23 protein-coding genes are annotated in these 25,558 nt (G+C 71.8%); 10 read left to right on the plus strand and 13 right to left on the minus strand.

Annotated elements, in window-relative coordinates:
* Positions 1-91 precede the first annotated feature (91 nt).
* Complete coding sequence (locus tag C6376_RS44415; RefSeq protein WP_173985622.1) at positions 92-262, minus strand: hypothetical protein; 171 nt, start codon at positions 260-262, stop codon at positions 92-94.
* Between the two features lie 125 nt (positions 263-387).
* Here C6376_RS44415 and C6376_RS11055 point away from each other — a divergent pair, with 125 nt between their 5' ends.
* Both C6376_RS11055 and C6376_RS11060 read left to right on the plus strand, forming a co-directional pair.
* A complete protein-coding gene (locus tag C6376_RS11055; protein WP_107443259.1) occupies positions 388-1,221 on the plus strand; it encodes a hypothetical protein in 834 nt (277 codons plus the stop codon).
* A 124-nt stretch (positions 1,222-1,345) separates the two neighbouring features.
* Positions 1,346-1,543, plus strand: a complete 198-nt coding sequence (locus C6376_RS11060; RefSeq protein ID WP_107443260.1) for a hypothetical protein — start codon at positions 1,346-1,348, stop codon at positions 1,541-1,543.
* Here the strand turns inward: C6376_RS11060 and C6376_RS11065 are convergent.
* Positions 1,529-1,912, minus strand: coding sequence for a metal-sensitive transcriptional regulator (locus C6376_RS11065; protein WP_107443261.1), 384 nt, complete (start codon positions 1,910-1,912; stop codon positions 1,529-1,531). The genes C6376_RS11060 and C6376_RS11065 overlap by 15 nt on opposite strands.
* Before the next feature lie 216 nt (positions 1,913-2,128).
* Here C6376_RS11065 and C6376_RS11070 point away from each other — a divergent pair, with 216 nt between their 5' ends.
* Both C6376_RS11070 and C6376_RS11075 read left to right on the plus strand, forming a co-directional pair.
* Entirely contained in the window at positions 2,129-2,749 is a 621-nt protein-coding gene (locus C6376_RS11070) for a DUF47 domain-containing protein (RefSeq protein ID WP_057579445.1), read from the plus strand.
* A 7-nt stretch (positions 2,750-2,756) separates the two neighbouring features.
* Complete coding sequence (locus tag C6376_RS11075; protein ID WP_107443262.1) at positions 2,757-3,755, plus strand: inorganic phosphate transporter; 999 nt, start codon at positions 2,757-2,759, stop codon at positions 3,753-3,755.
* A 100-nt stretch (positions 3,756-3,855) separates the two neighbouring features.
* Here C6376_RS11075 and pstB read toward each other — a convergent pair whose 3' ends face one another.
* The 7 genes from pstB to C6376_RS11110 form a co-directional block, all read right to left on the minus strand.
* Positions 3,856-4,632 carry a phosphate ABC transporter ATP-binding protein PstB gene (pstB, locus tag C6376_RS11080; protein ID WP_057579312.1) on the minus strand — a complete coding sequence of 259 codons (777 nt, stop codon included), beginning with the start codon at positions 4,630-4,632 and terminating at the stop codon, positions 3,856-3,858.
* Between the two features lie 50 nt (positions 4,633-4,682).
* Positions 4,683-5,747: a phosphate ABC transporter permease PstA gene (pstA, locus tag C6376_RS11085; RefSeq protein ID WP_107443263.1), complete on the minus strand. Its 1,065-nt coding sequence runs from the start codon at positions 5,745-5,747 to the stop codon at positions 4,683-4,685.
* A complete protein-coding gene (gene pstC, locus C6376_RS11090) occupies positions 5,744-6,802 on the minus strand; it encodes a phosphate ABC transporter permease subunit PstC (RefSeq protein ID WP_254075905.1) in 1,059 nt (352 codons plus the stop codon). Before pstC ends, pstA begins: the two co-directional genes overlap by 4 nt.
* Positions 6,803-6,945: 143 nt before the next feature.
* Positions 6,946-8,073: a phosphate ABC transporter substrate-binding protein PstS gene (pstS, locus tag C6376_RS11095; protein ID WP_107443264.1), complete on the minus strand. Its 1,128-nt coding sequence runs from the start codon at positions 8,071-8,073 to the stop codon at positions 6,946-6,948.
* Between the two features lie 365 nt (positions 8,074-8,438).
* Complete coding sequence (locus C6376_RS11100) at positions 8,439-8,882, minus strand: NUDIX hydrolase (protein ID WP_107443265.1); 444 nt, start codon at positions 8,880-8,882, stop codon at positions 8,439-8,441.
* Between the two features lie 43 nt (positions 8,883-8,925).
* Positions 8,926-10,416 (minus strand): CHAD domain-containing protein, encoded by a 1,491-nt coding sequence (locus tag C6376_RS11105; RefSeq protein ID WP_319596485.1) that lies wholly within the window; start codon positions 10,414-10,416, stop codon positions 8,926-8,928.
* A gap of 1 nt (position 10,417) precedes the next feature.
* Entirely contained in the window at positions 10,418-12,649 is a 2,232-nt protein-coding gene (locus C6376_RS11110; RefSeq protein WP_173985624.1) for an RNA degradosome polyphosphate kinase, read from the minus strand.
* A 329-nt stretch (positions 12,650-12,978) separates the two neighbouring features.
* Here C6376_RS11110 and C6376_RS11115 point away from each other — a divergent pair, with 329 nt between their 5' ends.
* The 5 genes from C6376_RS11115 (at position 12,979) to C6376_RS11135 (ending at position 17,658) form a co-directional block, all read left to right on the plus strand.
* Positions 12,979-13,536 (plus strand): RNA polymerase sigma factor, encoded by a 558-nt coding sequence (locus C6376_RS11115; RefSeq protein ID WP_107443267.1) that lies wholly within the window; start codon positions 12,979-12,981, stop codon positions 13,534-13,536.
* Positions 13,537-13,603: 67 nt separating this feature from the next.
* On the plus strand, positions 13,604-14,446 hold the full coding sequence (locus tag C6376_RS11120; RefSeq protein WP_107443268.1) for a hypothetical protein: 843 nt from the start codon (positions 13,604-13,606) through the stop codon (positions 14,444-14,446).
* A 61-nt stretch (positions 14,447-14,507) separates the two neighbouring features.
* Complete coding sequence (locus C6376_RS11125; protein WP_107443269.1) at positions 14,508-15,449, plus strand: ABC transporter ATP-binding protein; 942 nt, start codon at positions 14,508-14,510, stop codon at positions 15,447-15,449.
* Positions 15,446-17,005, plus strand: coding sequence for an ABC transporter permease (locus C6376_RS11130; protein ID WP_107443270.1), 1,560 nt, complete (start codon positions 15,446-15,448; stop codon positions 17,003-17,005). Before C6376_RS11125 ends, C6376_RS11130 begins: the two co-directional genes overlap by 4 nt.
* The gene (locus C6376_RS11135) at positions 17,002-17,658 is read left to right on the plus strand and encodes an ABC transporter (protein WP_107443271.1); all 657 of its coding nucleotides are present in this window, start codon (positions 17,002-17,004) and stop codon (positions 17,656-17,658) included. The genes C6376_RS11130 and C6376_RS11135 overlap by 4 nt, the downstream gene beginning before the upstream one ends.
* A 354-nt stretch (positions 17,659-18,012) precedes the next feature.
* Here C6376_RS11135 and mshD read toward each other — a convergent pair whose 3' ends face one another.
* Entirely contained in the window at positions 18,013-18,939 is a 927-nt protein-coding gene (gene mshD / locus C6376_RS11140; protein WP_107443272.1) for a mycothiol synthase, read from the minus strand.
* 158 nt (positions 18,940-19,097) lie between these two features.
* Between mshD and C6376_RS11145 the strand changes: the two genes are divergently transcribed.
* Complete coding sequence (locus C6376_RS11145) at positions 19,098-20,909, plus strand: bifunctional UDP-sugar hydrolase/5'-nucleotidase (protein ID WP_107443273.1); 1,812 nt, start codon at positions 19,098-19,100, stop codon at positions 20,907-20,909.
* A gap of 156 nt (positions 20,910-21,065) precedes the next feature.
* On the opposite strand, the gene C6376_RS11150 is transcribed toward C6376_RS11145, so the two are convergent.
* The 3 genes from C6376_RS11150 to C6376_RS11160 form a co-directional block, all read right to left on the minus strand.
* Positions 21,066-23,198, minus strand: a complete 2,133-nt coding sequence (locus C6376_RS11150; protein WP_107443274.1) for a pectinesterase family protein — start codon at positions 23,196-23,198, stop codon at positions 21,066-21,068.
* A gap of 90 nt (positions 23,199-23,288) precedes the next feature.
* Positions 23,289-24,740 (minus strand): HAMP domain-containing sensor histidine kinase, encoded by a 1,452-nt coding sequence (locus C6376_RS11155; protein WP_107443275.1) that lies wholly within the window; start codon positions 24,738-24,740, stop codon positions 23,289-23,291.
* Positions 24,737-25,474 (minus strand): response regulator transcription factor, encoded by a 738-nt coding sequence (locus C6376_RS11160; protein WP_107443276.1) that lies wholly within the window; start codon positions 25,472-25,474, stop codon positions 24,737-24,739. The genes C6376_RS11155 and C6376_RS11160 overlap by 4 nt, the downstream gene beginning before the upstream one ends.
* Between the last annotated feature and the right edge of the window lie 84 nt (positions 25,475-25,558).

Consider the following 25,558-nt stretch of genomic DNA (forward strand, 5'->3'; position numbering starts at 1 on the left):
CGGAACGGTGACGTCCGCAAAGGTCCGGCGGGCCGCCCCGCGGGGCCTGCCGGCGGTGCGGGGCGGCCCGATCGGCGGTGCCGGCGGCCGGTCAGCCGTGGGCGTGGGTCTCCGCGTCCGATCTGGCCATGCTTCTCGCTCGGCGGGCCGGGCCGCGCCAGCCGCAGGTGCAGCGGGCGAGACAGAAGCGGCCCTGTTCGACGGTCGTGGTGAGGTGTTCCCCGTCCGTGTGGGGGGAGGGCGAGCCGTCCTGCTGCGTCACATGGACAACGTTACCCAGCTGTGGCGTTCCGCTTGGCCCGGTCCGCGTGACGAGGGCACCCAGCCGTCGTTAAGCGGAGCGACGGGGGGTCTGTGACGGACGTACCGGCTGGGAGTAGGCAGGCCATGGCGGAGCGGGGTCGGAGGAAGGCGGGCGCGGCGGTCCTGTCCGGGATCGTGGCCGTGGTCTGCGCGTGCGCCGCGGGGTGCTCCGCCGGCGGGGCCGCCGTCGAGGACGGCCGGGCGACCGACCCCGTGCAGACGTTGCTTCGGGCCGCGGACGCCCTCGTCGCGGCGGGTACGTCGAAGGCGCGAACCTCGATGGAGATGGCCACCGGCGGGACCCTGGTGACCATCCGCGGGCAGGGCGTCTACGACTACCGCAGGCAGCTCGGGCAGTTGAGGGTGCTGCTGCCGCAGGACCCCGCCGGGACCAGTGAGCACCGTCCCATCACCGAACTCCTCGCGCCGGGGGCCCTGTTCATGAAGAACCGGGGAGCCGGGGTCCCGGACGACAAGTGGGTGCGGGTGGAGACGGCGACCCTGTCCGACGGGAACCTGGTGTCCGGCGGGGCCACCGACCCGCTCGCCGCCGCCGAGGTGCTGCGCGGGACGCGCACGGCGAGGTACGTGGGGCGGACCGAGGTGGCCGGGACCACGGTGCGGCACTACCGGGGCATCGCCGACCTGACGGCGGCCGCCGAGGACGCGTCGGCGGGCGGACAGGACGCGTTGCGGGCGGCGGCCAGGGGGTTCGCCACGGCGCGGGTGCCGTTCGACGTCTACCTCGACGACGAGGGGCGGATCCGCAAGATCCGGCACCGGTTCCGCTTTGTGAACGGGCAGCGGAAGGAGGCCGTCGCCGTCGCCTCGACGACCCTGCTCTACGACTTCGGCGCGCCCGTCCAGGTGCGGCTGCCGGCCGCGCACGACATCTACGCCGGACGGATCGCGGAGTAGCGGGCTCCGCCCGGGCGGTGTGTTTTCGGCCACAGGGCGGTCGTAAGGACTAGCCCGTCCGTGCCATGCGCGCCGTGTGGACCGCTCCCTACTCTAGGAAGTCGGTGACGGCAGAGACGAGGTGATGCGCGTGGCTCCGGGCGGCGGCACGGCAGTTCAGGACCACGTGGCCCTCGCCGAGATCGAGCTGTGCGGAGAGCTGATCATCGCGGCTTCGGCGGCCGGGGAGGAACGGCTCAGCATGGAGAGCATCGACCAGGTGCTGCGGGTGGGCGAGGAGCAGGCCGGGAGGGAAGGGGCCGCGGGCTCAGGTGCGCAGTAGGCGGGCGATGGCCTTCGTCGCCTCCTCCACCTTCTCGTCGATCTCGTCGCCGCCCTTGAGGGCCGCGTCGGCGACGCAGTGCCGCAGGTGCTCCTCCAGGAGTTGCAGGGCGAAGGACTGCAGGGCCTTGGTGGAGGCGGACACCTGGGTGAGTATGTCGATGCAGTAGGTGTCCTCGTCCACCATGCGCTGCAGGCCGCGGATCTGGCCCTCGATGCGGCGCAGGCGCTTGAGGTGTTCGGCCTTCTGCTCGTGGTAGCCGTGGACGGCCTTGGCGGGGTGCTCCGAGTGGTTCGAATGCCCCGGGGCGGCAGGGGTGTTCGGGTCGGGGGCCGAGAGGGCTTCCGCGTCGGCCTCGGTGGTCGTCATCGTGTCCTCCAGCGCTCCGGCTCCAGACGTATACCCCTACTGGGTATATGGTACCGAACTTCGGCGGAGCCCGGTTGCCCGGCCGGACAGTCCGGTCGCCCCCCTGCCGGCCGCTCCGGCCGATGGGCGACACTGGGGGGCGGCCCCATTAGCAGTGGCCGGATGATGCGCCTAGCATCAGCCTGACCGAAACCGATGCAGCTTGAGGACCCCAACGTGCGCTTTCGTCTGACCCCCAGGGAGACGAGCTTCTACGACATGTTCGCCGCGTCCGCGGACAACATCGTCACGGGCTCGAAACTCCTGATGGAACTGCTCGGGGCGGACCCCGCCGGCCGGGCCGAGATCGCAGAGCGCATGCGGGCCGCGGAACACGCAGGCGACGACGCGACGCACGCGATCTTCCACCAGCTGAACTCCTCGTTCATCACGCCGTTCGACCGCGAGGACATCTACAACCTCGCGTCCTCCCTCGACGACATCATGGACTTCATGGAGGAGGCCGTCGACCTGGTCGTCCTCTACAACGTCGAGGAACTGCCCAAGGGCGTCGAGCAGCAGATCGAGGTGCTGGCCCGGGCGGCCGAGCTGACGGCCGAGGCCATGCCGAACCTGCGGACCATGGAGAACCTCACCGAGTACTGGATCGAGGTCAACCGGCTCGAGAACCAGGCCGACCAGATCCACCGCAAGCTGCTCGCGCATCTCTTCAACGGCAAGTACGAGGCCATCGAGGTGCTCAAGCTGAAGCAGATCGTGGATGTGCTGGAGGAGGCCGCCGACGCCTTCGAGCACGTGGCCAACACGGTGGAGACCATCGCGGTCAAGGAGTCCTGAACCCTTCATGGACACCTTTGCTCTGATCGTGACCATCGGCGTCGCGCTCGGATTCACCTACACCAACGGTTTTCACGACTCCGCGAACGCGATCGCCACGTCGGTCTCCACCCGGGCGCTGACGCCGCGCGCCGCGCTGGCCATGGCCGCGGTGATGAACCTCGCCGGCGCGTTCCTGGGGAGCGGCGTCGCGCACACCGTCAGCAAGGGGCTGATCGAGACCCCCGACGGTTCCACGGGTATGGCGATCCTGTTCGCCGCGCTGGTCGGGGCGATCGTGTGGAACCTCGTCACCTGGTACTTCGGGCTGCCGTCGTCGTCGTCCCACGCGCTGTTCGGCGGGATGGTGGGCGCCGCGCTCGCGGGCGGGACGGAGGTCATCTGGTCCGGGGTGCTCGAGAAGGTCGTCATTCCGATGTTCCTCTCGCCGGTGGTGGGACTCGTCGCCGGTTATCTTGTGATGACCGCCATCCTGTGGATGTTCAGGCGGGCCAACCCGCACAAGGCCAAGCGGGGGTTCCGCATAGCCCAGACGGTGTCGGCGGCCGCCATGGCGCTGGGGCACGGTCTGCAGGACGCGCAGAAGACGATGGGCATCGTGGTGATGGCGCTCGTCATCGGCGACGTCCAGAGCGCGGACGCTCCCATCCCGGTGTGGGTGAAGATCGCCTGTGCGGTGATGCTGTCGCTGGGGACGTACGCGGGCGGATGGCGCATCATGCGGACGCTCGGACGGAAGATCATCGAGCTGGACCCGCCGCAGGGATTCGCGGCGGAGACCACCGGGGCGTCGATCATGTTCACCACGGCGTTCCTGTTCAAGGCGCCGATCTCCACGACCCACGTGATCACTTCGGCGATCATGGGCGTCGGGGCCACGAAGCGGATCAACGCCGTGCGGTGGGGGGTCGCCAAGAACATCGTGCTGGGCTGGTTCATCACGATGCCGGCCGCCGCGATCGTCGCCGCGTGCGCCTTCTGGATCGTGGATCTGGCCTTCCTGTAGATCCTCCTGCGCAGAGGGAAGGGCCCGCCCCCGGGAACAGGGGCGGGCCCTTCCGTGTGCCTCGCGGTGGCACCGCCATGCAGCACCGCGAGGGGTCCGGTCAGCCGAAGCGGCCTGAGATGTAGTCCTCGGTGGCCTGCACCGACGGGTTGGAGAAGATGCGCGCGGTGTCGTCCAGCTCGATCAGCTTGCCGGGCTGGCCGACCGCGGCCAGGTTGAAGAAGGCCGTGCGGTCCGAGACACGCGCCGCCTGCTGCATGTTGTGCGTCACGATGACGATCGTGAAGCGTTCCTTCAGCTCGCCGATCAGGTCCTCGATGGCGAGCGTCGAGATGGGGTCGAGGGCCGAGCAGGGCTCGTCCATCAGCAGGACCTTCGGTTCCACCGCGATGGCGCGGGCGATGCACAGACGCTGCTGCTGGCCGCCCGAGAGGCCCGAGCCCGGCTTGTTGAGGCGGTCCTTGACCTCGTTCCAGAGGTTCGCGCCCTGGAGGGACTTCTCCACGACATCCGCGAGCTCGGACTTCTTGTAGCTGCCGTTCAGGCGGAGTCCCGCGGCCACGTTGTCGAAGATCGACATGGTGGGGAAGGGGTTCGGGCGCTGGAAGACCATGCCGACCTCGCGGCGGACGGACACCGGGTCCACGCCCGCGCCGTAGAGGTCCTCGTCGTCCAGGAGCACCTTGCCCTCGACCCGGCCGCCCGAGGTCACCTCGTGCATACGGTTCAGGGTGCGCAGGAACGTGGACTTGCCGCAGCCGGAGGGGCCGATGAACGCCGTCACCGAGCGCGGCTCCACGGTCATCGAGATGTCGTCGATCGCCTTGTGGGATCCGTAGTAGGCGGTCAGTCCGCTGACGTCGATTCGCTTGGCCATGTCTTCCACTTCACTTCCCGGTCGTTTGGATCAGTCGCTGCATGGCCGCTTCAGCGACCGGTCTGCGGGGCCTTCCAGCGGGCGATGCCGCGGGCCACCAGGTTCAGGATCATCACGAAGGCGATCAGCGTGAGCGACGCCGCCCAGGCGCGGTCGTAGGCCGCCGTCGAACCCGCGCTCTGCGCGTACTGCTGGTAGATGTACAGCGGCAGCGACGCCTGCGCGCCCTCGAAGGGGTTGGCGTTGATGAACGGGTTGCCGAAGACCAGGAGCAGGACCGGGGCCGTCTCGCCCGCGATACGGGCGACCGCCAGCATCACACCCGTGATGATGCCTCCGATGGACGTCGGGACGACCACCTTCAGGATCGTGCGCCACTTGGGGACGCCCAGGGCGAGCGAGGCCTCGCGCAGCTCGTTGGGGACGAGCTTCAGCATCTCCTCCGTCGAGCGCACGACCACCGGCATCATCAGGATGGCCAGGGCGAGGGAGCCCGCGAAGCCGAACGGCTGCAGGTCGAGCATCAGCATCAGGCTGAGGATGAACAGGCCCGCCACGATGGAGGGGATGCCGGTCATGACGTCGACGAAGAACGTGACCGCCTTCGCCAGGCCGCCCCGGCCGTACTCGACCAGGTAGATCGCCGTCAGGATGCCGATGGGCGCGCCGATCGCGGTGGCGAGCCCCACCTGCTCCAGGCTGCCGAGGATCGCGTGGTAGATGCCCCCGCCGGGCTCGCTGTCCGCGACCACGCCCATGGAGTGCGTCAGGAAGTAGACGTCCAGGACCTTCACGCCGCGCGCGATCGTCGTCCACAGCAGGGAGACCAGCGGGACCACGGCGAGCAGGAAGGCCACCCAGACCAGGCTCGTCGCCACCCGGTCCTTCGCCTGGCGGCGGCCCTCCACCTTCGCGGCGACGCCGTAGGTCCCGAGGACGAAGAGGACGCCGGCGATCAGGCCCCACTGGACCTTGCTGTCCAGGCCGCCCACGACGCCGACACCGACGGCGACGGCGAGGGACCCCGCGGCGACGGCCCACGGGGACCACTTCGGCAGGCTCGCGCCGCGGAGCGTGCTGGGGGACGTGTCGGCTACTGCGCTTGCGTGGCTCATGCGTTGGCCCCCGAGTACTCCTTGCGGCGGGCGATGATCATGCGCGCCGCGCCGTTGACCAGCAGGGTGATGACGAACAGGACCAGGCCGGAGGCGATGAGCGCGTCACGGCCGAACTCCGTCGCCTCGTTGAACTTGCTGGCGATGTTCTGGGCGAAGGTGCCGCCGCCGGGGTTCAGCAGGCTGGCGTGGATGTCGAAGTCGGGGGAGAGGACCGTGGCCACGGCCATCGTCTCGCCGAGCGCGCGGCCGAGGCCGAGCATCGAGGCCGAGATGACGCCGGAGCGGCCGAAGGGGATCACCGCCATGCGGATGACCTCCCAGCGGGTCGCGCCCAGTGCCAGGGCCGCCTCCTCGTGCATCTGCGGGACCTGGCGGAAGACCTCGCGGCTGACGTTGGTGATCACCGGAAGGATCATCACGGCCAGCAGGACGCCCACCGTGAGCATCGAGCGCGGGGCGCCCTGGTCCCAGGAGAAGACGCCGGTCCAGCCCAGGTAGTCGTCCAGCCAGCCGAACAGGCCGTCCATGTGCGGCACCAGGACCAGTGCGCCCCAGAGGCCGTACACGATGGACGGGACGGCGGCGAGCAGGTCGATCACGTACGCGACGGGGCCGCTCAGGCGGCGCGGGGCGTAGTGGGTGATGAAGAGGGCGATCGCGACGGCGATCGGGACCGCGATGAGCATCGCGATGACCGATGAGACCACCGTGCCGAAGGCCAGGACCGCGATGCCCAACTTCGGCGGCACGAGGCTGGTGTTCCACTCGAAGGCCGTCAGGAAGTTGGCCTCGTCCTTGCTGATGGCGAGGCTCGCGCGGTAGGCGAGGAAGACCGCGATAGCGGCCATGATCACCAGCAGGAAGATGCCCGAGCCGCGCGACAGGGCGAGGAAGATCCGGTCGCCGGGCCGGGTGGCGCCGCGTGCCGCGCGCTTGTCCTCGGCCGTCACGGGGGGCGGGGCCGCCGAGGCCGCGGAGAGGGCCGGCGGGCCCTGCGGGGTCGTGGGGCGCGGGGTGTCGTCTGTGTCTGACTTCTGCGTCTCTATGTCCATGGGGGTCTCCGGTCTGCGGAGCCGCCTGTGGGTGTGGGCGGCTCGGGTGGGGCCGGATCGCGGGCGGCGGCCCCTGGCGGCGGTGCACCGGACGGGTGCGGTCCGGACCGGGTCGTCCCCGGCGCCGGACCGCACCGCTCAGATCAGCTCAGGCCCTCGATGGTGGTGCGGACCTTGGCGATGATGGCGTCGGGGATCGGCGCGTAGTCGATGCCCGAGAGGATGCCCTGACCGTCCTGGCTGGCGATGTAGCGCAGGAACGCCTTGGTGGCGGGCAGGGTGTCGGCCTTGTTGCCCTTGTCGCAGGCGATCTCGTACGTCACCAGGGTGAGCGGGTAGGCGCCGTCGGCCTTGGTGTTGTAGTCCAGCTTCAGCGACAGGTCGCTGCCGGTGCCGACGACCTGCGCGGCGGCGACGGCCTTGGTGGCGCCGTCCGAGGAGGGCTTGACCGGGGCCGCGGCGCCGGTGTTGACGGCGACGGTGCCGAGGCCGTCCTTGGCGTAGGACAGCTCCATGTAGCCAATCGCGCCGTTGGTCTGCTTGACGCCCTGGGCGACGCCGGAGGAGCCGGCCGCGGCCTGGCCGCCCTTGGCCTGCCAGGCCTTGCCGCCGGAGTACTTCCAGTCGTTCGGGGCGGCGGCGATCAGGTACTTGGTGAAGTTGTCCGTGGTGCCGGACTCGTCCGAGCGGTGGTACGGCTGGATCTTCAGGTCGGGCAGCTTCGCGCCGGGGTTCAGCTTCGCGATCGCGGCGTCGTTCCAGTTGGTGATCTTGCCGTCGAAGATCTTGGCGATCGTCGCGGCGTCGAGGACGAGGTTGTCCACGCCGGAGACGTTGTAGGCGACGGCGATCGGGCCGGCCACCATCGGCAGGTCGATGCCCTGGCCGCCCTTGCAGACGGACTTGGAGGCGGCGACGGCGTCGGGCTTCAGCGCGGAGTCCGAGCCGGCGAAGGCGACCTGGCCCTGCGTGAAGGCGGTGACGCCCGCGCCGGAGCCGGAGCCCTTGTAGTTGACCTGGACGCCGGAGCAGGCCTGGGTGAAGTTCTTGACCCAGGCGTCGATCGCGTTCTTCTGCGCGGAGGAGCCGTCGGCGAGCAGCTGGCCCTTGGCGTCGTCGCACTTGATGGACCCCGCGGCCGCGGTGGCGGAGGACTTGCCGCCACTGCTGGTGCCGGTGTCGTCCGAGCCGCACGCCGTGAGGGCCAGGGCGCCGGAGACGGCGAGAGCACCGAGGGAGAGAGCCCGCCGGTTCATGCGCTGAAGCTTCACTTGAGGAAGGTCCTTCCAGGAGCCGCCGTCCTGAATCCGGCGGCGTGCGGTGGGTGCGAAGTCTGTTCGGTGTGGACGCGCCCCCTTGGTCGCGTGCCGCACCGGGTAAGGCTGAAATTAGGCAGATCAGGTGAAGGCGCTCACGGACGGGAGTGAACGGGGGGTGAACCCCTGGGGACGGTGCGGTGAGGTCACGGGAAGCTCACGCCGAGGACACGGAGCGGTACCGGCGCGGGGTGGGTCGGGGCCTGGGCGGGGCCGCCGAAACCCCCTGGAATCAGCCGCTGGCCGGGGCGTCCGGTGAGTTGCGGGTTGGGGGGCGGGGGTACGCGTGAGCCTCGGCTGCGGTTTCGGCCTCCGCACCCTTATGCCAGGTGCAGGACCTGCAGCAGCGCGTCCACGAGGGTGCGGTCCCTCGGCTGGGTGAGCCGGACGCGGGCGGCGGGCGGCGGCAGCCAGAGGAGACGGTCGACCTCGTCGTTCGGGGTGAAGGCCCCGGAGACGGCCTCGGCCGCCCAGTAGTGGACCCGCTTCGGGCGGCCGTTCGCCTCGTAGTCCACGGTCGGCAGGGGCGCGCCGGGGGCGGCCCGGTGCCCGGTCTCCTCCTCGACCTCGCGCAGGGCCCCCGTGAGCGGGTCCTCGTCGCGCTTCAGCTTGCCCTTCGGGTGCGACCAGTCGTCGTACTTCGGGCGGTGGACGAGACACACCTCCAGGCCGTCGTCCGTCGGTGCGCGACGCCACAGCACGCAGCCGGCCGCCTGGACGGGGGCGTCGTCGGGGGCGTCGCCGGGGTTCCTCGCCGTGCTCACCGGTACTCACCGCCTGTGGGGTAGGGACGCGTGGTCTGGTCGGTCAGGTGGTCGTGACGGGCTGTCTCTGCCAGGTGCGCTGGAACGCGTACCGCGCCGCCTCCACCTCGTGCCGCTGGTCCGCGTGCAGCACGCCGAGCGCGTACGCCGTCGCGGGCGCGATCCGGGGCGTCCGGGCCGCCTGCGCCGCGGCGGCGGCCGCCTCCGAGGCGTCCCGGTGCCGGTCGAGGGCGGCGCCGGCGGTCAGCAGACGGACGTCGTCCAGGGGTGTGTCCGGGCCGCCCAGGACCTCGCAGGCGTACCGGTGCAGGCGCAGCAGGAGACGGACGTGGTGCCAGGGCGCGTCCTGCGGGTGCGGCGCCGCGTCCCCGGAGAGGCCGTACATGAGGGCCGCCGCGTTGTACGGGCTGCCCGCGGTGACGAGTGGCAGCGCGGCGACGGCGTCGGCGAGGCGTTCCTCGGCGGCGGCGGCGTAGGGGCGCAGATCGGCGGCGGAGGCGGCCGGGGTCAGGGGGACCTCGCTGGCGAGGACGGCGGCCCGGTCCGCGACGGCGTGGAAGCGGGAGGAGCCGAGGGCCTGGAGCGCGGTCGAGTGGGCCCGGGTGCGGGCGAGCGTGAGCTGACGGTCCAGCAGGGCGCCGGCCTTCGCCGCGCCGACGGTGAGGTTGGCGCGGTCGGCGGGCGGGGAGGCGGTCGACTGGGCCGAGGGGGTCGCGGTGGCGGGACGGGAGCCGGCGGCGCGCGGGGCTGTTTCGGCACGGGAGCCGGTCATGGCACGGGAGTCGGCCGTGGTGCGGGCGCCGGCCGGGGCGGCGGTGAGGGTCGCGGCCTGTGGGCCACCCGCGCTCCCCTCGACAAGGGCGCCGCTCGCGGTACGGGTGTCCATCGCGCCGACCGTGGGAGGCGGGGCGTCGGGCAGGACAGGGGCGCCGGGTGCGGATGTGTCGGTGGCACCGGGTGCGGACGGTGCGGCGGGGGCGCTCGTCGTGTCCGGCGTGCCTGGTGCGGCTGCGGCTGCGGCTGCGAACGCTGTGACGGGAGTGCTCTGTGTGGTGCCGGGGCCGCCGATGGCCGCGCCGCCGGAACCGGCCGCGTCGGCCGCCCGACCGGGCGTGCGCACCGGTGCGGACACGGGCGTCGGCACCCGTACCGCCGGTGGTTGCGGGAGCGCGCCGGACAGACGGTTCAGGGCGAGCAGCAGGCGTTCCAGGCGGGCGCCGTAGGCGTGCTCCAGGGCCAACGTGGCGGACAGCCAGGACAGTTCGGGGCGGAGCGCCTGCGACCACTCGGGGTCGAGGAGCGGACGGAAGGTGCGCAGACTGGCGCTGATGCGGCGGGCCGAGCGGCGCAGGGCGCGCGCCGCGTCGTCCCGTTCCTGAGTGCCGCTCGCCGAGGCGTGCGACGTGCCGTGCGACGCCGCGCTCCCCGCCTCGCGGTGCTGGCGCAGCGCGCGGAGGAACTCCGTGGCCTGGGCCCGCAGGTAGCCCTCGAGGGCTTCCCCCGTGGTGACGGGCCCGGCCGCGGAGGCCGTCAGGTCATGGTGTCGCTGTGCCACGCCGGCGCCTCCGGGCGTCTATGAGCATCTCCTGGACGTTGCGCAGGGGGCCGCCTTCCGCGTCGGTCGCGTGCCGGGTCCACTCGCCGTCGGGGCCGAGGTGCCAGGAGGCGGTGGCGTCGGACATGCCCGTCTCCAGGAACCGGTTCAGCGTGGCCCGGTGCGCCGGGTCGGTGACCCTGACCAGGGCCTCGATACGGCGGTCGAGGTTGCGGTGCATCATGTCGGCGCTGCCGATCCACACCTCGGACTCCCCGCCGTTGCCGAAGCCGAAGACGCGGGAGTGCTCGAGGAAGCGGCCGAGGATGGACCGGACCCGGATGTTCTCCGACAGGCCGGGCACGCCCGGGCGCACCGCGCAGATGCCGCGCACCCAGACGTCGACGGGCACGCCCGCCTGCGACGCCCGGTAGAGGGAGTCGATGAGCGCTTCGTCCACGATGGAGTTGACCTTGATGCGCACGTGCGCGGGCCGTCCGGCGCGGTGGTGCTGGATCTCCTTGTCGACGCGGGAGATCAGTCCGTCGCGCAGCGACTTGGGGGCGACGAGCAGGCGTCGGTAGGTCTCGCGGCGGGAGTAGCCGGAGAGCCGGTTGAAGAGGTCGGAGAGGTCCGCGCCGACCTGCGGGTCGGCGGTGAGCAGGCCGAGGTCCTCGTAGAGGCGGGCCGTCTTCGGGTGGTAGTTGCCCGTGCCGACGTGGCAGTAGCGCCGCAGCGTGTCGCCTTCCTGACGGACCACCAGCGACAGCTTGCAGTGCGTCTTCAGGCCGACGAGGCCGTACACGACGTGGCAGCCGGCCTCCTCCAGCTTGCGTGCCCACTTGATGTTGGCGTGCTCGTCGAAGCGGGCCTTGATCTCGACCAGGACGAGGACCTGCTTGCCCGACTCGGCGGCCTCGATGAGGGCGTCCACTATCGGGGAGTCGCCCGAGGTGCGGTACAGGGTCTGCTTGATGGCGAGGACGTCCGGGTCCGTCGCCGCCTGCTCCAGGAAGGCCTGCACGGACGTCGAGAAGGAGTCGTACGGGTGGTGCAGCAGGACGTCCCGGCTGCGCAGGGCGGCGAAGATGTCCGGCGGGGACGCCGACTCGACCTCGGCGAGGTCGCGGTGGGTGCCGGCGATGAACTTCTTGTACTTCAGCTCGGACCGGTCGAGGCCGCTGATGCGGAAGAGACCGGTGAGGTCGAGCGGGCCCGGCAGCGGGTAGACCTCGGCCTCGCTGATCTTCAGCTCGCGCACCAGCAGGTCGAGGACCTCGCGGTCGATGGACTCCTCGACCTCCAGGCGCACCGGCGGCCCGAAGCGGCGTCGCATGAGCTCCTTCTCCAGTGCCTGGAGCAGGTTCTCGGCGTCGTCCTCCTCGACCTCGAGGTCCTCGTTGCGGGTGAGCCGGAAGGCGTGGTGCTCCAGCACCTCCATGCCGGGGAACAGCTCCTCCAGGTGGGCGCCGATGACGTCCTCGATGGGGACGTACCGGCCGGGGGAGCTCTCCAGGAAGCGGGACAGCAGCGGCGGCACCTTGACGCGCGCGAAGTGCTTGTGGCCGCTGACCGGGTTGCGCACGACGACCGCGAGGTTGAGCGAGAGACCCGAGATGTACGGGAAGGGGTGCGCGGGGTCGACGGCGAGGGGTGTGAGGACCGGGAAGATCTGGTGCCGGAACAGGGTGAAGAGGCGGGCCTGCTCCTTCTCCGTCAGTTCGTTCCAGCGGACCAGGTGGATGCCCTCCTCCGCGAGGGCGGGGGCGATGTCCTCGTGGTAGGTCGCGGCGTGCCGGGCCATGAGCTCGCGCGAGCGGGCCCAGATCATCTCCAGCACCTCGCGGGGCTGGAGACCGGAGGCGGAGCGGGTGGCGACGCCGGTGGCGATGCGGCGCTTGAGCCCGGCCACCCGGACCATGAAGAACTCGTCCAGGTTGCTGGCGAAGATGGCCAGGAAGTTCGCCCGTTCGAGCAGGGGCGTGTCGGGGTCCTCGGCGAGTTCCAGGACCCGCTCGTTGAACGCGAGCCAGCTGCGCTCCCGGTCGAGGAAACGACCCTGCGGCAGTTCCGGGCCGTCGTACGGGGCCTCCTCGTAGGTGTCGAGGTCGGCGTCGATGTCGGGCTCCAGATCGGAGACGACGGCAGCCACGGTGTGCGGGCGGTGCGCGGCTATGGAGCCCACGGAGGGCTGCGCGTGCTGGACCTCGGCCTGGGTGTCTGACTGGCTCATGGACCCATTGTTCCGCGCGAACAGCGGGACGGGCGCGTCGGAACGTGCGGGCGGGATCGCGGCGGAGCCTCCGTGGGGCTGATTTCCCTCGGGAGGCGGCGAAGGCTCGGGCACGGCGGGCTTCATTCGCAGAGCGTCGCAAGGTCGTCTTAACCGACGGTTACGGCGACATGGCGTGCGGGATATCGGGGGGCGGCCCGCGAGGGTCGCAGGTGTTCGAATGGTGTTCGAATGGGTGAATGGTGGACGTGCGGACGGGCCTGGGCGGGGCGCGGAAATTGGTGCGACGGATCGTGAACCGATCGGCGGGGCCGATCCGATGAGGTGATGTGAGCGAGAGCGAGACGAGAAGCGACGGGGAACTGCTGCGGGCCATCGCGGCGGACCGGGACCGTCCTGCCTTCGAGGAGCTGTACCGGCGGTACGCGCCCTGGCTGACCGCGCGCATGCGCGGCCGCTGCGCCGACGCGGGGATAGTCGACGACGTCGTCCAGGAGACGTTCCTCGCCGTGTGGCGCGGCACCGCCCGCCATCGCGAGGAGGGCTTCTCCGGCGACGCCGCCGGCTGGCTGTGGCGCATCGCCGCACGCCGGCTGGTCGACGCGGTGCGCGGCGACGGGGCGCGCGGCAGGCTGCGCCAGGCCCTGTCCCGGCTGCGCCACCGCGACGAGGCCTCGGCGGAGGAACGCGTGCTCGCGGGGGTGGAGCACGGGGACCTCGCCGGGGCCCTCACCCGCCTCTCGCCGGAGCTGAGGGCCGTCCTGCAGGCGACCGTCATCGACGGGCTCACCACCCGGGAGGCGGCCGTTCTGCTCGGCATCCCGCCCGGCACCGTCAAGACGCGGGCCCTGCGCGCCCGCAAGCACCTGCGGGAGGCGCTGGCATGAGGCGGTACGTCCGCGGAAGAGACCCGCGCGGCCGCGTGGGCGACGAACGGCCGAGGGAGGCACGGGCATGACGTGGCACGTGGCAGAGGAAGATCTGCGCGCCTACGCGCAGGGCGAGCTGTCGCCGCCGCTGCTGTGGTCGGCCGACACCCATCTGACCGGATGCGCTCGGTGCCGGGCCAGGCTGGCGGAGGCCGCCGACCCGGTAGCGCTGGACGCCGGCTGGGAGCGGCTGGACGCCGAGCTGGACGCGCCACGGCCCAGCCTGCTCGAGCGGATGCTGGTGCGGCTCGGGGTGGCCGACCACACGGCGCGGCTGCTCGCGGCGACCCCGGTGCTCCGCCGGTCCTGGCTGCTGTCGGTGCTGTTCCTGCTCGTCATGACGGTGCTGGCGGTGCGCCTCGCGGACCAGCCCGCACTGTTCCTGGCACTGGCCCCGCTCCTTCCGCTCGCCGGGGTCGCGCTGTCGTACGGCCCGTCCCTCGACCCGACCTACGAGATGGCCGTCGTCTCCCCGACGCACGGCTTCCGGCTGCTCATGATCCGTACGGTCGCGGTGCTCACGGCGGGCCTGGCGTTCAACGGCCTGGCAACGCTCGCCCTGCCGGGATACGGGCTGCTGGCCCTGGCGTGGCTGCTGCCCGCGCTCGCCCTCACCGGGACCGGCCTCGCGCTGACCGCCCGGCTGGGGCCGGTGGTGGGGCCCTCCCTGGTCGGCGTCGCCTGGGTGACGGTGCTGGCGGTGGCCAGGGCCCAGCGGCACGCGCACGACACGCTCGCCCCGTTCACGGCGACGGGCCAGTTCACCGCGGCCGCGGTGGCGGTCCTCGCCGCCCTGCTGCTTCACCAGGCCCGCGACCGCTTCGACACCCGTCCCCTGGGCGGCTTCCCGGCCGGCGGCGTCGGATGACCCGGCCCCCCGTCCCGTCGAGCCCGCCCCCGACCGACCCCAGGATCTCCAGGAGCCCCGCATGACCACCACGCCCACCCCGGGCCCCGCCTCCGGTCCCGCCCAGGGGTCCGCCGCCGGTTCCGTGCCGGGCCGCGTCCCTGGACCCGCCACCGTGACGGCCGTCGACCTGTCCCTGCGCTTCGGGGGGACCCGCGCCCTGGACGGCGTCTCGCTGCGGCTGGAGCGCGGCGTCACCGGGCTGCTCGGGCCCAACGGGGCCGGGAAGACGACGCTGCTGCGGGTGCTGGCCACGGCCGTACCGCCGGACGGCGGTCGGTTCACCGCCCTGGGCCACGATCCCGGCACCGCGCCCGGCCGCCTCGCCCTGCGCCGCACGCTCGGCTATCTGCCCCAGACCCCCGGCTTCCACCCGGACTTCACGGCCTTCGACTTCGTCGACTACGTGGCGATCCTGAAGGAGCTGACCGACCGGGGCGCCCGGCTCCGCGAGGTGCGGCGCGTGCTGGACGCCGTCGATCTCTCCGATGTGCGCGGCAAGCGCCTCAAGCGGCTCTCCGGAGGCATGCGGCAGCGCGTCGCCCTGGCCGCCGCGCTCGTCGGCGAGCCCGGCTTCCTCGTGCTGGACGAACCGACCGTCGGGCTCGACCCCGAGCAGCGCATGCGCTTTCGCGAGCTGATCGCCGAGGCCGGCGAGGGCCGCACCGTCCTGCTGTCCACCCACCAGACCGAGGACGTGGCGATGCTCTGCCACCGGGTGATCGTCCTGGCCGGCGGGCGCGTCCGTTTCGAGGGCACCCCGGCCGAGCTGACCGCCCGTGCCGCCGGCCGGGTCTGGAGCGGCACCCGCCGCGACCCGGCCGCCCTGGCCGGCTGGCGTACCGGCGCCGGCACGTTCCGCAACGTCGGCGAACCGCCCGAGGGCGCCGACCTCGTCGAACCCACCCTGGAGGACGGCTACCTGCTCGTCCTCGACGGCGAGAGCGCGGAGGCGACGGCATGAGCGCCACGACCGCGACGCTCGCGGACCCCGCCCGCACGCTCGGCGAGCCGCCGCGCGAGGCCCGCCGCGCCCGAGCCGTCCTCGACCTCGCCCGCTTCGAGGCCCGTGAGCTGCTGTACCAGGCCCCGATGCTGGTCTTCTTCGTCCTCTACGCCGGCTTCATCGTCCTGCGGCTGATGAGCAGGGACGGCATGGACGCATACCCCGTCCTCAACACGGTCGACCGGCGCACCCAGATGACACCGCTGCTGTTCGCCGTCGCCCTGCTCGTCTGCGCCAACGCGGCCGTGCTGCGCTCGCGCAAGCACGGCACCGTGCAGCAGTTCGGCGTCCTGGCCATGGAGCCGTGGCGGCGCACCCTCGCGCATCTGCTGTCCGTGGTGCCGTACGCGGCGCTCACCGCGGTCGCCGTCGCGGTCGAGTTCGGCTGGGAGGCGCTGAAGCCCGGCGCCGTCGGGCACGGTTCGTTCGGCGAGCTGGCCATCGGCCCTCTGACCGTGCTGTTCGCCGGCGTCGTCGGAGTACTGCTGGCCTGTCTGCTGCCCGCGCCGTTCGTCCCGCTGCTCTTCGTCATCGCCTTCTACGTCGTCGCGGTCCTCGCCTCGGCGGTCGGCGACGCGGGCAGGTGGGAGGGCTGGCTCTCGCCGGTCGTCTTCGGGGCCGACACGGGCGGCGACCCGGTGCCGTCCGATCTGCTCGGCCGCCCCGCCGGCTGGCACGCGCTGTACGTGACGGCGCTGTGCGTTCTGCTGGCCTGCGCGGCGCTGCTCGTGGCCGGCGGCCGCACCCGGGTCGTCAAGGCGGCGACTGCCCTCGCGCTGGCGGCTGTCACGGCCGGCGCGATCGGTCAGTCCGCCCAGGACACGGCGGGCCTGGCGGCTGCGCGCACGACGGCGTCCGACTCCCCGCAGAAGGTCCAGTCGTGCGCGACCCACGACGGCTCGCGGTACTGCGCCTTCCCCGAGTGGAGCGGGGTGCGGTCCGAGTGGGCCGAGGTCGTCGGGCGGGTCCGCTCGCTGGCCGGAGGCGACGCGGCGAACGCCTCTCTGACGGTCCGCCAGCGCATCGACGCCCGGGACGGAGTGGAGGTCGACGCCAGCCTCACGCCCTCCACCGTGCCGGGCCGGGTGACGGTCGGCACCCGCTGGGGCGGCAACCGCGTCCCGGAGTTCGCCGTCGGCGTCGCCACCGTCCTGGTCGCCGGCACCGAGGCGGCGACGGAGGAGGAGATGTGCCGCGACGCCCGCCCGGTCACGATCATGTGGCTGGTTCTGGGCGCGGACCCGACGCCGTCGGACACCTTCCGGCACGTGCGTCTGGACGACAGCACGGAGGGCTCGGCCTCGGTCCTGGCGCCGACCAACGGACTGAGCATGACGGCGGCGCAGACGACGGTGGTCCGCGAACTCCTGGAGCGTCCGCGCGCCGAGGTGACCGCCCGGGTCAAGGCCCACTGGGCGGAACTGACCTCCACGGCGACATCCCCGGCCGAGGCGGCGAAGCTGCTGGGCGTCGCGGCGCCGCAGGAGACGGAGGGACAGTCGTGCGAGGAATGACCGTCCGCGCCCTGGCCGCGCCGGTGTGGCGCAGCCTCCCCTGGCGGGCGCTGGCCGCGGCAGGCGGGCCGGGCCTGCTGCTGGCGGGCGCCGCACGGCTGCCGGACCGGGCGCCGGATCCCGAACTGGGCCGGCTGTTGCTGCGCCTCACGGCGCTCGCCGGCGCCCTCGGCCTGGCCTTCCTGCTGGACGACCCGGCCCGCCGCACGACCGCGGCGACCCCGGTGGGCCGGGCCTCCCGGGCCGCCGTGCGCCTGGCTCTCGCCGCCCCCGTCGCAGCCCTCTGGTGGACGGCGGCCCTGCTCCTCGTGCCGGCCCAGAGCCGCCCGGCGCTGACCCCGGCCACCGTCGAGGCCGCGGCGACGGCCTGCACGGCGCTCGCCCTGGCCACCCTCGCCGTCCGCTTCACGGACACGGCGGAGGTGGGCAAAGGGGCGGCCGTCTGGCTGGGAGCGGCGGCGGGGGTGACGCTCCTGGTCCCCGACCGCTGGGGTCTGCTGGGCACACCGGCCGACCCCTGGTGGCAGGCGACGCAGCTCCGATGGGCGGCCGTGCTGGCACTGACGCTGACGCTGTGCGCGACGGGGACCCGGGAGCCCGTCCGGCGACGGTCCCGAAGACCCGTCCGGGGGCCCGCGCCGTCCGGCTACTGACACCAGGTCCGGGCCGGGGGCGAGGCGGGGCCGGGGGCGGCAGCCGCGGGACGCGGTCGCGGGTTTGCGGTGGTTCCCGCGAGGCGGCGGTCGCGGGTTTGCGGTGGTCACCGGAGGCGGAGGTCACGTGGCAGTCGTCCCCCGGGACAACGGCAACCGGGGGACGGTGGCCAAGGGATGGCGGTTGGTCAGCCGGGGCGGCGGGAACAGGAGCGGCCGTCACCCGGGGGAGGCGGTGCCAAGGAGCAGCGCCACAGGGGACACCCGGCGCGCCCTCTCCCACCGGCCGCCCCGGGGCTTTGGCCCGACCGTGAGCCCTCCGCTCGCTGCCCGCCCGCCCCCGGGAGGGCTGCCTCACGTCTCGGAGCGGTACATCAGGTCCGTCTCATGGGTGAGGAAGCCCAGCCGCTCGTAGACCGACACCGCCGCCTTGTTGTCAACGTCGACGTACAGCATCGCGGTGGGCAGACCCTGGGCCGCGAGATGCCGCAGGCCGATCGTGGTGAGGGCCTTGCCGAGGCCGCCGCCCTGGGCGCCGGGGGCGACGCCGAGGACGTACACCTCGCCCAGCTGCTCCTGGGCGTGGACCTTCGTCCAGTGGAACCCGACGAGCGTGTCGCCGCGGAAGGCGAGGAAGAAGCCGGCCGGGTCGAACCAGGGCTCGGACCGGCGGTCGTCGAGGTCGCGCTGGGTGAGGGAGCCCTGTTCGGGATGGTGGGCGAAGGAGGCGGCGTTGACGGCGAGCCAGGCGGCGTCGTCCTGTCCGGGCACGAACGTACGGACCGTCACGCCCGAGGGCAGCACCGGGTCGGGCAGCTCCAGGTCGGTCAACGGGCGCCGCATCTGGCGCAGTTCGCGGAACAGCGTGAGGCCGAGCACCTGGGCGAGGTGGCGGGCCGCGGAGTGGCCGCCGTGGGCCCACACCCGGAGCCGCTTGCCGGAGGCGGCGAGCAGCGCGGAGCCGAGCGCGCGCCCGTGGCCGTGGCCGCGGTGCGAGGGGTGCACGACCAGTTCGGCGGCGGGCGCCTCGACGGGGTCGGTGTCCTCGAGCTGGGCGTAGCCGACGAGTTCGTCCCCCACGGTGAGGACGAGGTGGGAGACGCCCTCGCGGGATCCTCCGCGCAGCTGCAGCCGTCCCTGTTCGGACACCGCCTGCTGGCCGTCCGCCCGGGCGGCCTCGGCGAGCAGGGCGAGGACGGCCTCGGTCTGTCCGGGGGAGAGCGCGGAGTGGGTCTCGATGGATCGGGAGCCGGGGAGCCGTGCGGTGTCGTCGCTGGTCATGCGTCGAGGGTAAAGGGCGGTTGCCGCAAAACGGGGGCAAAGGACAGGGCAAGGGGAAACCAGGTTGTAACCACGAACCCCCTGTCGCGCTACGCGCGTTGACCTTAGGCTGCGCCGGACGGGAGCCACCGCATTCCAGCCGATCCACAGGGGGGCGCATGCCAGCCACTTCCCAGCCGCAGCCGAGCGACAGACGCGGCCGCCGCCGTACGTACCGTCTTGTCGCGGCCTCCGCCGTTCTCGCCACCGCGGGCGCCCTCGCCGCCGCGCTTCCGGCGGACGCTCACGAGGGCAAGCACTCCAAGCCGCGGCCCAGCCGCTACCAGGACGTGCAACTGCTGTCCTTCAACGACCTGCACGGCAACCTCGAGCCCCCGTCCGGTTCGTCCGGCCGTGTCACCGAGCTGCAGGCGGACGGCACGACGAAGACGATCGACGCGGGTGGTGTGGAGTACCTGGCCACGCATCTGCGCGAGGCCCGCAAGGGCAACGCCTACTCGGTCACCGCGGCCGGCGGCGACATGGTCGGCGCCTCCCCGCTGATCTCGGGCCTCTTCCACGACGAGCCCACCATCGAGGCGCTGAACAAGCTCGACCTGGACGTCACGTCCGTCGGCAACCACGAGTTCGACGAGGGCGCCAAGGAGCTGGGCCGGCTGCAGAACGGCGGCTGTCACCCGACGGACGGCTGCTACAACGGCAAGAAGTTCCGGGGCGCCGACTTCCCGTATCTCGCGGCGAACGTCCTGAACGAGAAGTCCGGCAAGCCGATCCTGAAGCCGTACTGGGTGTGGAAGAAGAAGGACGTCAAGATCGGCTTCATCGGCGTGACGCTGGAGGACACGCCGGGCGTGGTGTCCGCCGAGGGCGTCAAGGGCCTCAGGTTCAAGGACGAGGTCGAGACGATCAACAAGTACGCCAAGGTGCTGCAGAAGCAGGGCGTGAAGTCGATCGTGGCGCTGATCCACGAGGGCGGTCTGCCGGCCTCGGGTTCCTACAACTACAACTGTGACTCGCCGGGCGCGGGGGCGGGCATCTCCGGCCCGATCGTCGACATCGCGAAGAACGTCACGCCGGCGGTGGACGCGCTGGTGACGGGCCACACGCACGCGGCCTACGCCTGTACGATCCCGGACCCGTCGGGCAAGCCGCGCACGGTCACCTCGGCCGCTTCCTTCGGACGTCTGTACACGGACACCACGCTGACGTACGACCGCTACACGGGTGACATCGCGCGCACGGCCGTCAAGTCGGCGAACCACGTGGTCACCCGGACCGTCGCCAAGGCGCCCGACATGACCGAGCTGATCAGCCGGTGGAACACCCTGGCGGCGCCGATCGGCAACCGCGCGATCGGTTACATCTCCGCGGACGTCCCGAGCACGGGCACCGAGTCCCCGATGGGCGACCTGATCGCGGACGCCCAGCTCTGGTACGGCAAGAAGCTCGACGCGGACACGGACCTCGCGCTGATGAACCCGGGCGGCGTGCGGGCCGGCCTCACCTACGCGGCCAAGGGCGCGGAGGGCGACGGCGTGGTCACCTACGCCGAGGGCTTCACCGTGCAGCCGTTCTCCAACACCGTGAACCTGCAGAGTTTCACCGGCGCCCAGCTGATCCAGGTGCTCAAGGAGCAGGTGAGCGGCACGAACACGAGCGCGCCGAAGATCCTTCAGCCGTCCGCCAACCTGACGTACACGCTGGACCTGACGAAGGCGGGCGCGGACCGTGTCGTCACGGACTCCGTCAAGCTGAACGGCGCGGCGATCGACCCGGCCGCCACCTACCGCGTGTCGACGAACAGCTTCCTCGCGGGCGGCGGCGACGGCTTCCCGACGCTGGGTCAGGGCACGAACGACCTGGTCGGCGCCGACGACCTGTCGGCCCTCGAGCAGTACCTGCTCGCCAACTCCTCGGCGGCGGGCCCGCTCGCGCCGCCGGCGACGAACCGCATCACGATCGTGAAGTAGCACCCGGCGCTCTCCGCGGCGCCGGCGCTCCGTGACAGCAGCTCTTCGTCACACCGGTTCTCCGTAACACCGGCTCTCCATGGCAAGAGGCGGCCGCGTCACCGACGCGGCCGCCTCTTCGGCGTGGAGAGCCGGGTCGCGGCCCCTGGGCAAGGGTCAGGACGCGGTGGGCGTCCAGCCGGCGAGCCAGTCCACGACCTCCTGGCCGGCGGCCTGGGCGTCGGAGAGGTGCGGGCGGTCGGTGCTCGCGGCGCCGGCGCCCGCGCCCTTGTTCTGGTACTCCGCGAAGCGGTCGTCCTTCCAGGAGAAGCCGCTCATGTCGGTCCAGGGAGCGGTCCTGATCGCGGCGCTCAGCGTGCTGTTGCGGACGGTGGTCTGCGGGTCGAGGCTCGCGTCGCCTCCGGCGTGCCAGGGGCGGCCGAGGTAGAAGCTGCGGTCCGAGACGTCCCCGCCGATCGTGGTGTTGGCGATCAGGATGCCCTTGCGCCCGGCGACGGTGCTGGGGGCGGTGACGTAGCCGGCGGAGGTGCCGTTGAAGCGCTTCTTCAGTGTGATGACGGACTTGTCGATCACCGCGGTGGCGCGGCCGAAGATGAAGTCGACGTTGCCGACGACGTAGGAGTTCGCCATGTAGACGCGGCCGACCTTGTCCTTGGACGCGGTGTCCACCAGCAGGGTGTCCTGGTCGCCGGTGACGATGATGCCGTCCAGGAACACCTTGTCGGCGGCGGTGCGCAGGGCGACCGCCTGGCCGGCGATGTCCTGGTGGGCGCCCTCGTCGAAGTCGTTGGAGATGGTGAGGTTGCGGGCCTGGAAGTCGTCCGCTTCGACGGCGACGGTCGCGCTGCCGCCGGTGCCGTACGTGCCCCCGCCGGGCTTGGGGGTGCCCGACGCGTTGTTGTAGACGATCGTGGTGTCCTTGCGGCTGCCGCCGGTGCCCCGGATGGTGACGTGCGGCTTGTTGGCGGGCACCTTCACCAGCTCGCGGTACGTGCCCGGCTTGACGGCGATCACCACGCGCGAGGGGTTGTTCGCCGGTACGGCGTTCACGGCGGCCTGCACGGTCGTGTACTGGCCGCTGCCGTCCTTGGCGACGGTGAGCGTCGCGGCGGCGGCCGCCTTCGTCGTCGACCCGGTCGATCCGGCCGAGCCCTTCGAGCCCGTCGAGTTCTTCGCGGAGGCGGTCGGGGCGGCCGTGCCGATGGAACCGCGCGGCCCCGTACCCGACTTGAGGAGCGCCGGGACGTCCGCGGTCCTGTCCAGCGTGTACGGGTAGTACGTCTTCGGGTTCCAGGCCGCGCCCGACCCGCCGCTCTCGTTCTTGCCGCTCGTGCCGGAGAACATGTTGCCGCGCTGGACGAGGGTGGCCGTCGCGTCCCGGACCACGGGATTGGTCATGCCCTGGAAGTAGGAGTTCTCCAGCACCATGTTCGTCTTGCCGCGGGAGTAGTTGCCGTACGACGACTTGATGTCCGTCCCCGCCACGTCCTCCAGGAAGTTGTTGTACAGGTGCGCGTGGGCGACGTTGTCCGTGGACGGGTTGCGCTGCTCGGTCTCGCGCACCCAGTTGTGGTGGATCGTGATGTCGGCGGTGACGTTGGTGGTCCAGCCGATGCCGAACGCCTTGTTCTCCTGGCTCAGCCTGTTCCAGGAGACGGTCAGGTAGGTCGTGTCCTTGCGGCTGTCGATGAGCCCGTCGGCCATGTGCCGGATGTCGTTGTGATCGATCCAGACGTGGTGGGCGCCGTCCATCTGGATGCCGTCGAAATCGTGCTCCTTGTCGTTCCAGACGCCCTGGTAGGCGTCCCGGATCGTCAGGTTCCGGATGATCACGTTGTGGACGCCCTGGCCGAGGAAGAAGCCGCCGCCGACGATCTGTCCGGAGGTCCCGGACCCGACGATCGTCTTGTCCGACTGGACCCTGATCTCCTTGCCGACCGGATTCATGGTGATCGTGGCCGCCACGACGATGACGTACGGCTCACTGGCGGTCGCGTACTTCTCCAGGTCGGCGAGGGTCTTCACGGTGACGGTCTTGCCGTTCCGGCCGCCGTAGGTGCCGTTCTGCCCCAGGGCGTTGACCGAGGCGAAGCCGTCGGCGGAGGCGGTCGCCCATGCGGGGGCGGCGGCCGCGGCCGACGCCGTGTGCTGCGCGCCGCTGCCGAAGGCGCCCAGATCCGTGCCGTAGGCCAGGGCGCCGGCCGCGGTCAGGGTGAGGGGGACGCCCAGTGCGAGAGCCCTGCTGCGCTTGCGGTGCCGACGCCGGGGCGTGCCGCTGATATCGCTCATGTGCGGGATTCCGTTCCGTGGAGAGGACCACCTGTGGGGGTCGGGTCGTGGCATGGTCGCCGCCCGGAACGAAAAGGTTGCCGATGACCCCTAAGACGTCGGCGGCACGTCCTCCGGTGCCCTGGGCGGAGGGGTCGGCGCCCCCGGCAGCCGGACCGTCGCCACCGTGCCACCGCCGTCCGCCCGCTCCAACGTGACCCGGCCGCCCGCCTCTTCCACGGTGCGGGCGACGATCGACAGGCCGAGACCGGAGCCGGGGAGGGAGCGTGCGCCGGGGGAGCGCCAGAAGCGGTCGAAGACGTGCGGGAGTTCGTCGACCGGGATGCCGGGGCCGTGATCGCGCACGGTCAGCGTCCCGCCGACGAGGCGGACGTCGATCGTGCCGCCCTCGGGGCTGAACTTCACCGCGTTGTCCAGGATGTTGACCACCGCGCGCTCCAGCGCGGCCGGCTCCGCCCGGGTGTACCAGGACTCCAGCGACGCCGTGATGGTCAGTTCCGGGCCGCGCAACCGGGCCCGGCGCAGCGCCGACTCGACGGTGTCCTCCAGGGACACCACCTGCACCCGCTCGCCGCGCTGCCCTTCGGAACGGGACAGTTCCTGGAGGTCGCCGATGAGTGCCGCCAGCTCGGTCATCTGCGCCTTCACGGAGGCGAGCAGTGCCTTTCGGTCCGCTTCGGGGAGCGGACGGCCCGTCTCCTCACTGCGGGTCAGGAGCTCGATGTTGGTGCGCAGCGAGGTGAGGGGGGTGCGGAGTTCGTGCCCGGCGTCCGCGATCAGCTGCTGCTGCAGCTCCCGGGAGTCGGCGAGGGAGGCGGTCATCGAGTTGAACGACCGGGAGAGGCGGGCCACTTCGTCGTCGCTGTCGTCCTCCACGGGGATGCGCACGCTGAGATCCTCGGTGCGCGCCACGTGTTCGACGGCCTCGGTGAGCTTGTCGACAGGCCGCAGCCCGGCCCGGGCGACGGCCAGCCCGGCGGCGCCCGCGCCGATCACGCCGATGCCGGAGACGAGGAGCAGGATGAGAGCGAGGTCGTTCAGGGTGGATTCGGTGGCCTTGAGCGGGACCGCGATGAGGACCGCCGCCCTGGGCAGTTGGGGGGACTTGGGGATCAGCGGCACGGAGAGCACCCGGACGGAGTTGCCGTCGGTGTCGGTTCCGTTGCGGAACGTGGGTTCGGTGCCGTTCTTCGCCACCTCCTGGTCCGCCTGGGTGACCTTGACGAGCCCCTCGGAGAAGTCCATGACGCACGACGTTCCGTCCTCCAGGACCACCTGCAAATACGTGTTGCGGGGTCCGAACGGATTGTCCGACGGTGTCTGGGCGCAGTCGTCGACCGCGTCGTTGGCCTGATCCTGGAGCCGCTGCATGGTCGCGGCCTTCCGGAGATCGTCGTTGACCTGTTCGTACAGCTTTCCCTGCACGATGAACCAGCAGGTCACCGAGACCGCGGCCACCGCGAACGCCACAGCGGCGGCGACCAGCATCGACAGCCGGGCCCGGATGGGCAGGGTCCGCAACCGCCGTACGACCCTGTTCACTCGGCCCCGCCCTGTCGCAGCACATACCCGACCCCTCGCACGGTGTGCACGAGGCGCGGTTCACCGCCCGCCTCCGTCTTGCGGCGCAGGTACATCACGTACACGTCCAGCGAGTTGGACGACGGCTCGAAGTCGAATCCCCAGACCGCCTTCAGGATCTGCTCGCGGGTGAGGACCTGGCGCGGGTGCGCCATGAACATCTCGAGGAGGGTGAACTCCGTGCGGGTCAGTTCGACCGGCCGCCCGCCCCGCGTCACTTCCCGCGTCGCGAGGTCCATGCGCAGGTCGGCGAAGGCGAGGGCGTCGTCCTCCTGTACCGCGCCCGCGCCGGCCGCCGGCGTGTAGGAGCTGCGCCGCAGCAGGGCCCGGACCCGGGCGAAGAGCTCGTCGAGTTCGAAGGGCTTGACCAGGTAGTCGTCGGCGCCGGCGTCGAGCCCGGTGACGCGGTCGCCGACCGTGTCACGGGCCGTCAGCATCAGGATGGGGGTGGTGTCGCCCGCGCCCCGGATGCGGCGGGCCGCCGTCAGACCGTCCATGCGCGGCATCTGGACGTCCAGGACCAGCAGATCGGGCCGGTAGGCCGTCGCCTTCTCCAGCGCGTCCGCGCCGTCCACGGCGACCTCCGTGTCGTAGCCCTCGAACGCGAGGCTGCGCTGGAGTGCTTCGCGTACCGCGGGCTCGTCGTCGACGATCAGGATGCGCTGGGTGTCACGGTCGCCTTCGGCGGGGCTCATGGGCGTGGATTCCTCGGGTGCGGGTGGGACGACGGGAGGCTGCTCGTGCTGAACGTGGTGAGTGTCCTCAGCCTCGCACGGTTC

Source organism: Streptomyces sp. P3, from assembly GCF_003032475.1.
Classification (GTDB): Bacteria; Actinomycetota; Actinomycetes; order Streptomycetales; family Streptomycetaceae; genus Streptomyces.

What these genes read in the sequence shown, in the direction of transcription:
- C6376_RS11160 (WP_107443276.1), bottom strand. Translation starts at nt 25,474, where the DNA reads ATGAGCCCCGCCGAAGGCGACCGTGACACCCAGCGCATCCTGATCGTC.
- C6376_RS11055 (WP_107443259.1), top strand. Translation starts at nt 388, where the DNA reads ATGGCGGAGCGGGGTCGGAGGAAGGCGGGCGCGGCGGTCCTGTCCGGG.
- C6376_RS11075 (WP_107443262.1), top strand. Translation starts at nt 2,757, where the DNA reads ATGGACACCTTTGCTCTGATCGTGACCATCGGCGTCGCGCTCGGATTC.
- pstC (WP_254075905.1), bottom strand. Translation starts at nt 6,802, where the DNA reads ATGGACATAGAGACGCAGAAGTCAGACACAGACGACACCCCGCGCCCC.
- pstA (WP_107443263.1), bottom strand. Translation starts at nt 5,747, where the DNA reads ATGAGCCACGCAAGCGCAGTAGCCGACACGTCCCCCAGCACGCTCCGC.
- pstB (WP_057579312.1), bottom strand. Translation starts at nt 4,632, where the DNA reads ATGGCCAAGCGAATCGACGTCAGCGGACTGACCGCCTACTACGGATCC.
- C6376_RS11110 (WP_173985624.1), bottom strand. Translation starts at nt 12,649, where the DNA reads ATGAGCCAGTCAGACACCCAGGCCGAGGTCCAGCACGCGCAGCCCTCC.
- C6376_RS11135 (WP_107443271.1), top strand. Translation starts at nt 17,002, where the DNA reads ATGACCGTCCGCGCCCTGGCCGCGCCGGTGTGGCGCAGCCTCCCCTGG.
- mshD (WP_107443272.1), bottom strand. Translation starts at nt 18,939, where the DNA reads ATGACCAGCGACGACACCGCACGGCTCCCCGGCTCCCGATCCATCGAG.
- C6376_RS11150 (WP_107443274.1), bottom strand. Translation starts at nt 23,198, where the DNA reads ATGAGCGATATCAGCGGCACGCCCCGGCGTCGGCACCGCAAGCGCAGC.
- C6376_RS11120 (WP_107443268.1), top strand. Translation starts at nt 13,604, where the DNA reads ATGACGTGGCACGTGGCAGAGGAAGATCTGCGCGCCTACGCGCAGGGC.
- C6376_RS11125 (WP_107443269.1), top strand. Translation starts at nt 14,508, where the DNA reads ATGACCACCACGCCCACCCCGGGCCCCGCCTCCGGTCCCGCCCAGGGG.
- C6376_RS11130 (WP_107443270.1), top strand. Translation starts at nt 15,446, where the DNA reads ATGAGCGCCACGACCGCGACGCTCGCGGACCCCGCCCGCACGCTCGGC.
- C6376_RS11145 (WP_107443273.1), top strand. Translation starts at nt 19,098, where the DNA reads ATGCCAGCCACTTCCCAGCCGCAGCCGAGCGACAGACGCGGCCGCCGC.
- C6376_RS11065 (WP_107443261.1), bottom strand. Translation starts at nt 1,912, where the DNA reads ATGACGACCACCGAGGCCGACGCGGAAGCCCTCTCGGCCCCCGACCCG.
- C6376_RS11060 (WP_107443260.1), top strand. Translation starts at nt 1,346, where the DNA reads ATGCGCGTGGCTCCGGGCGGCGGCACGGCAGTTCAGGACCACGTGGCC.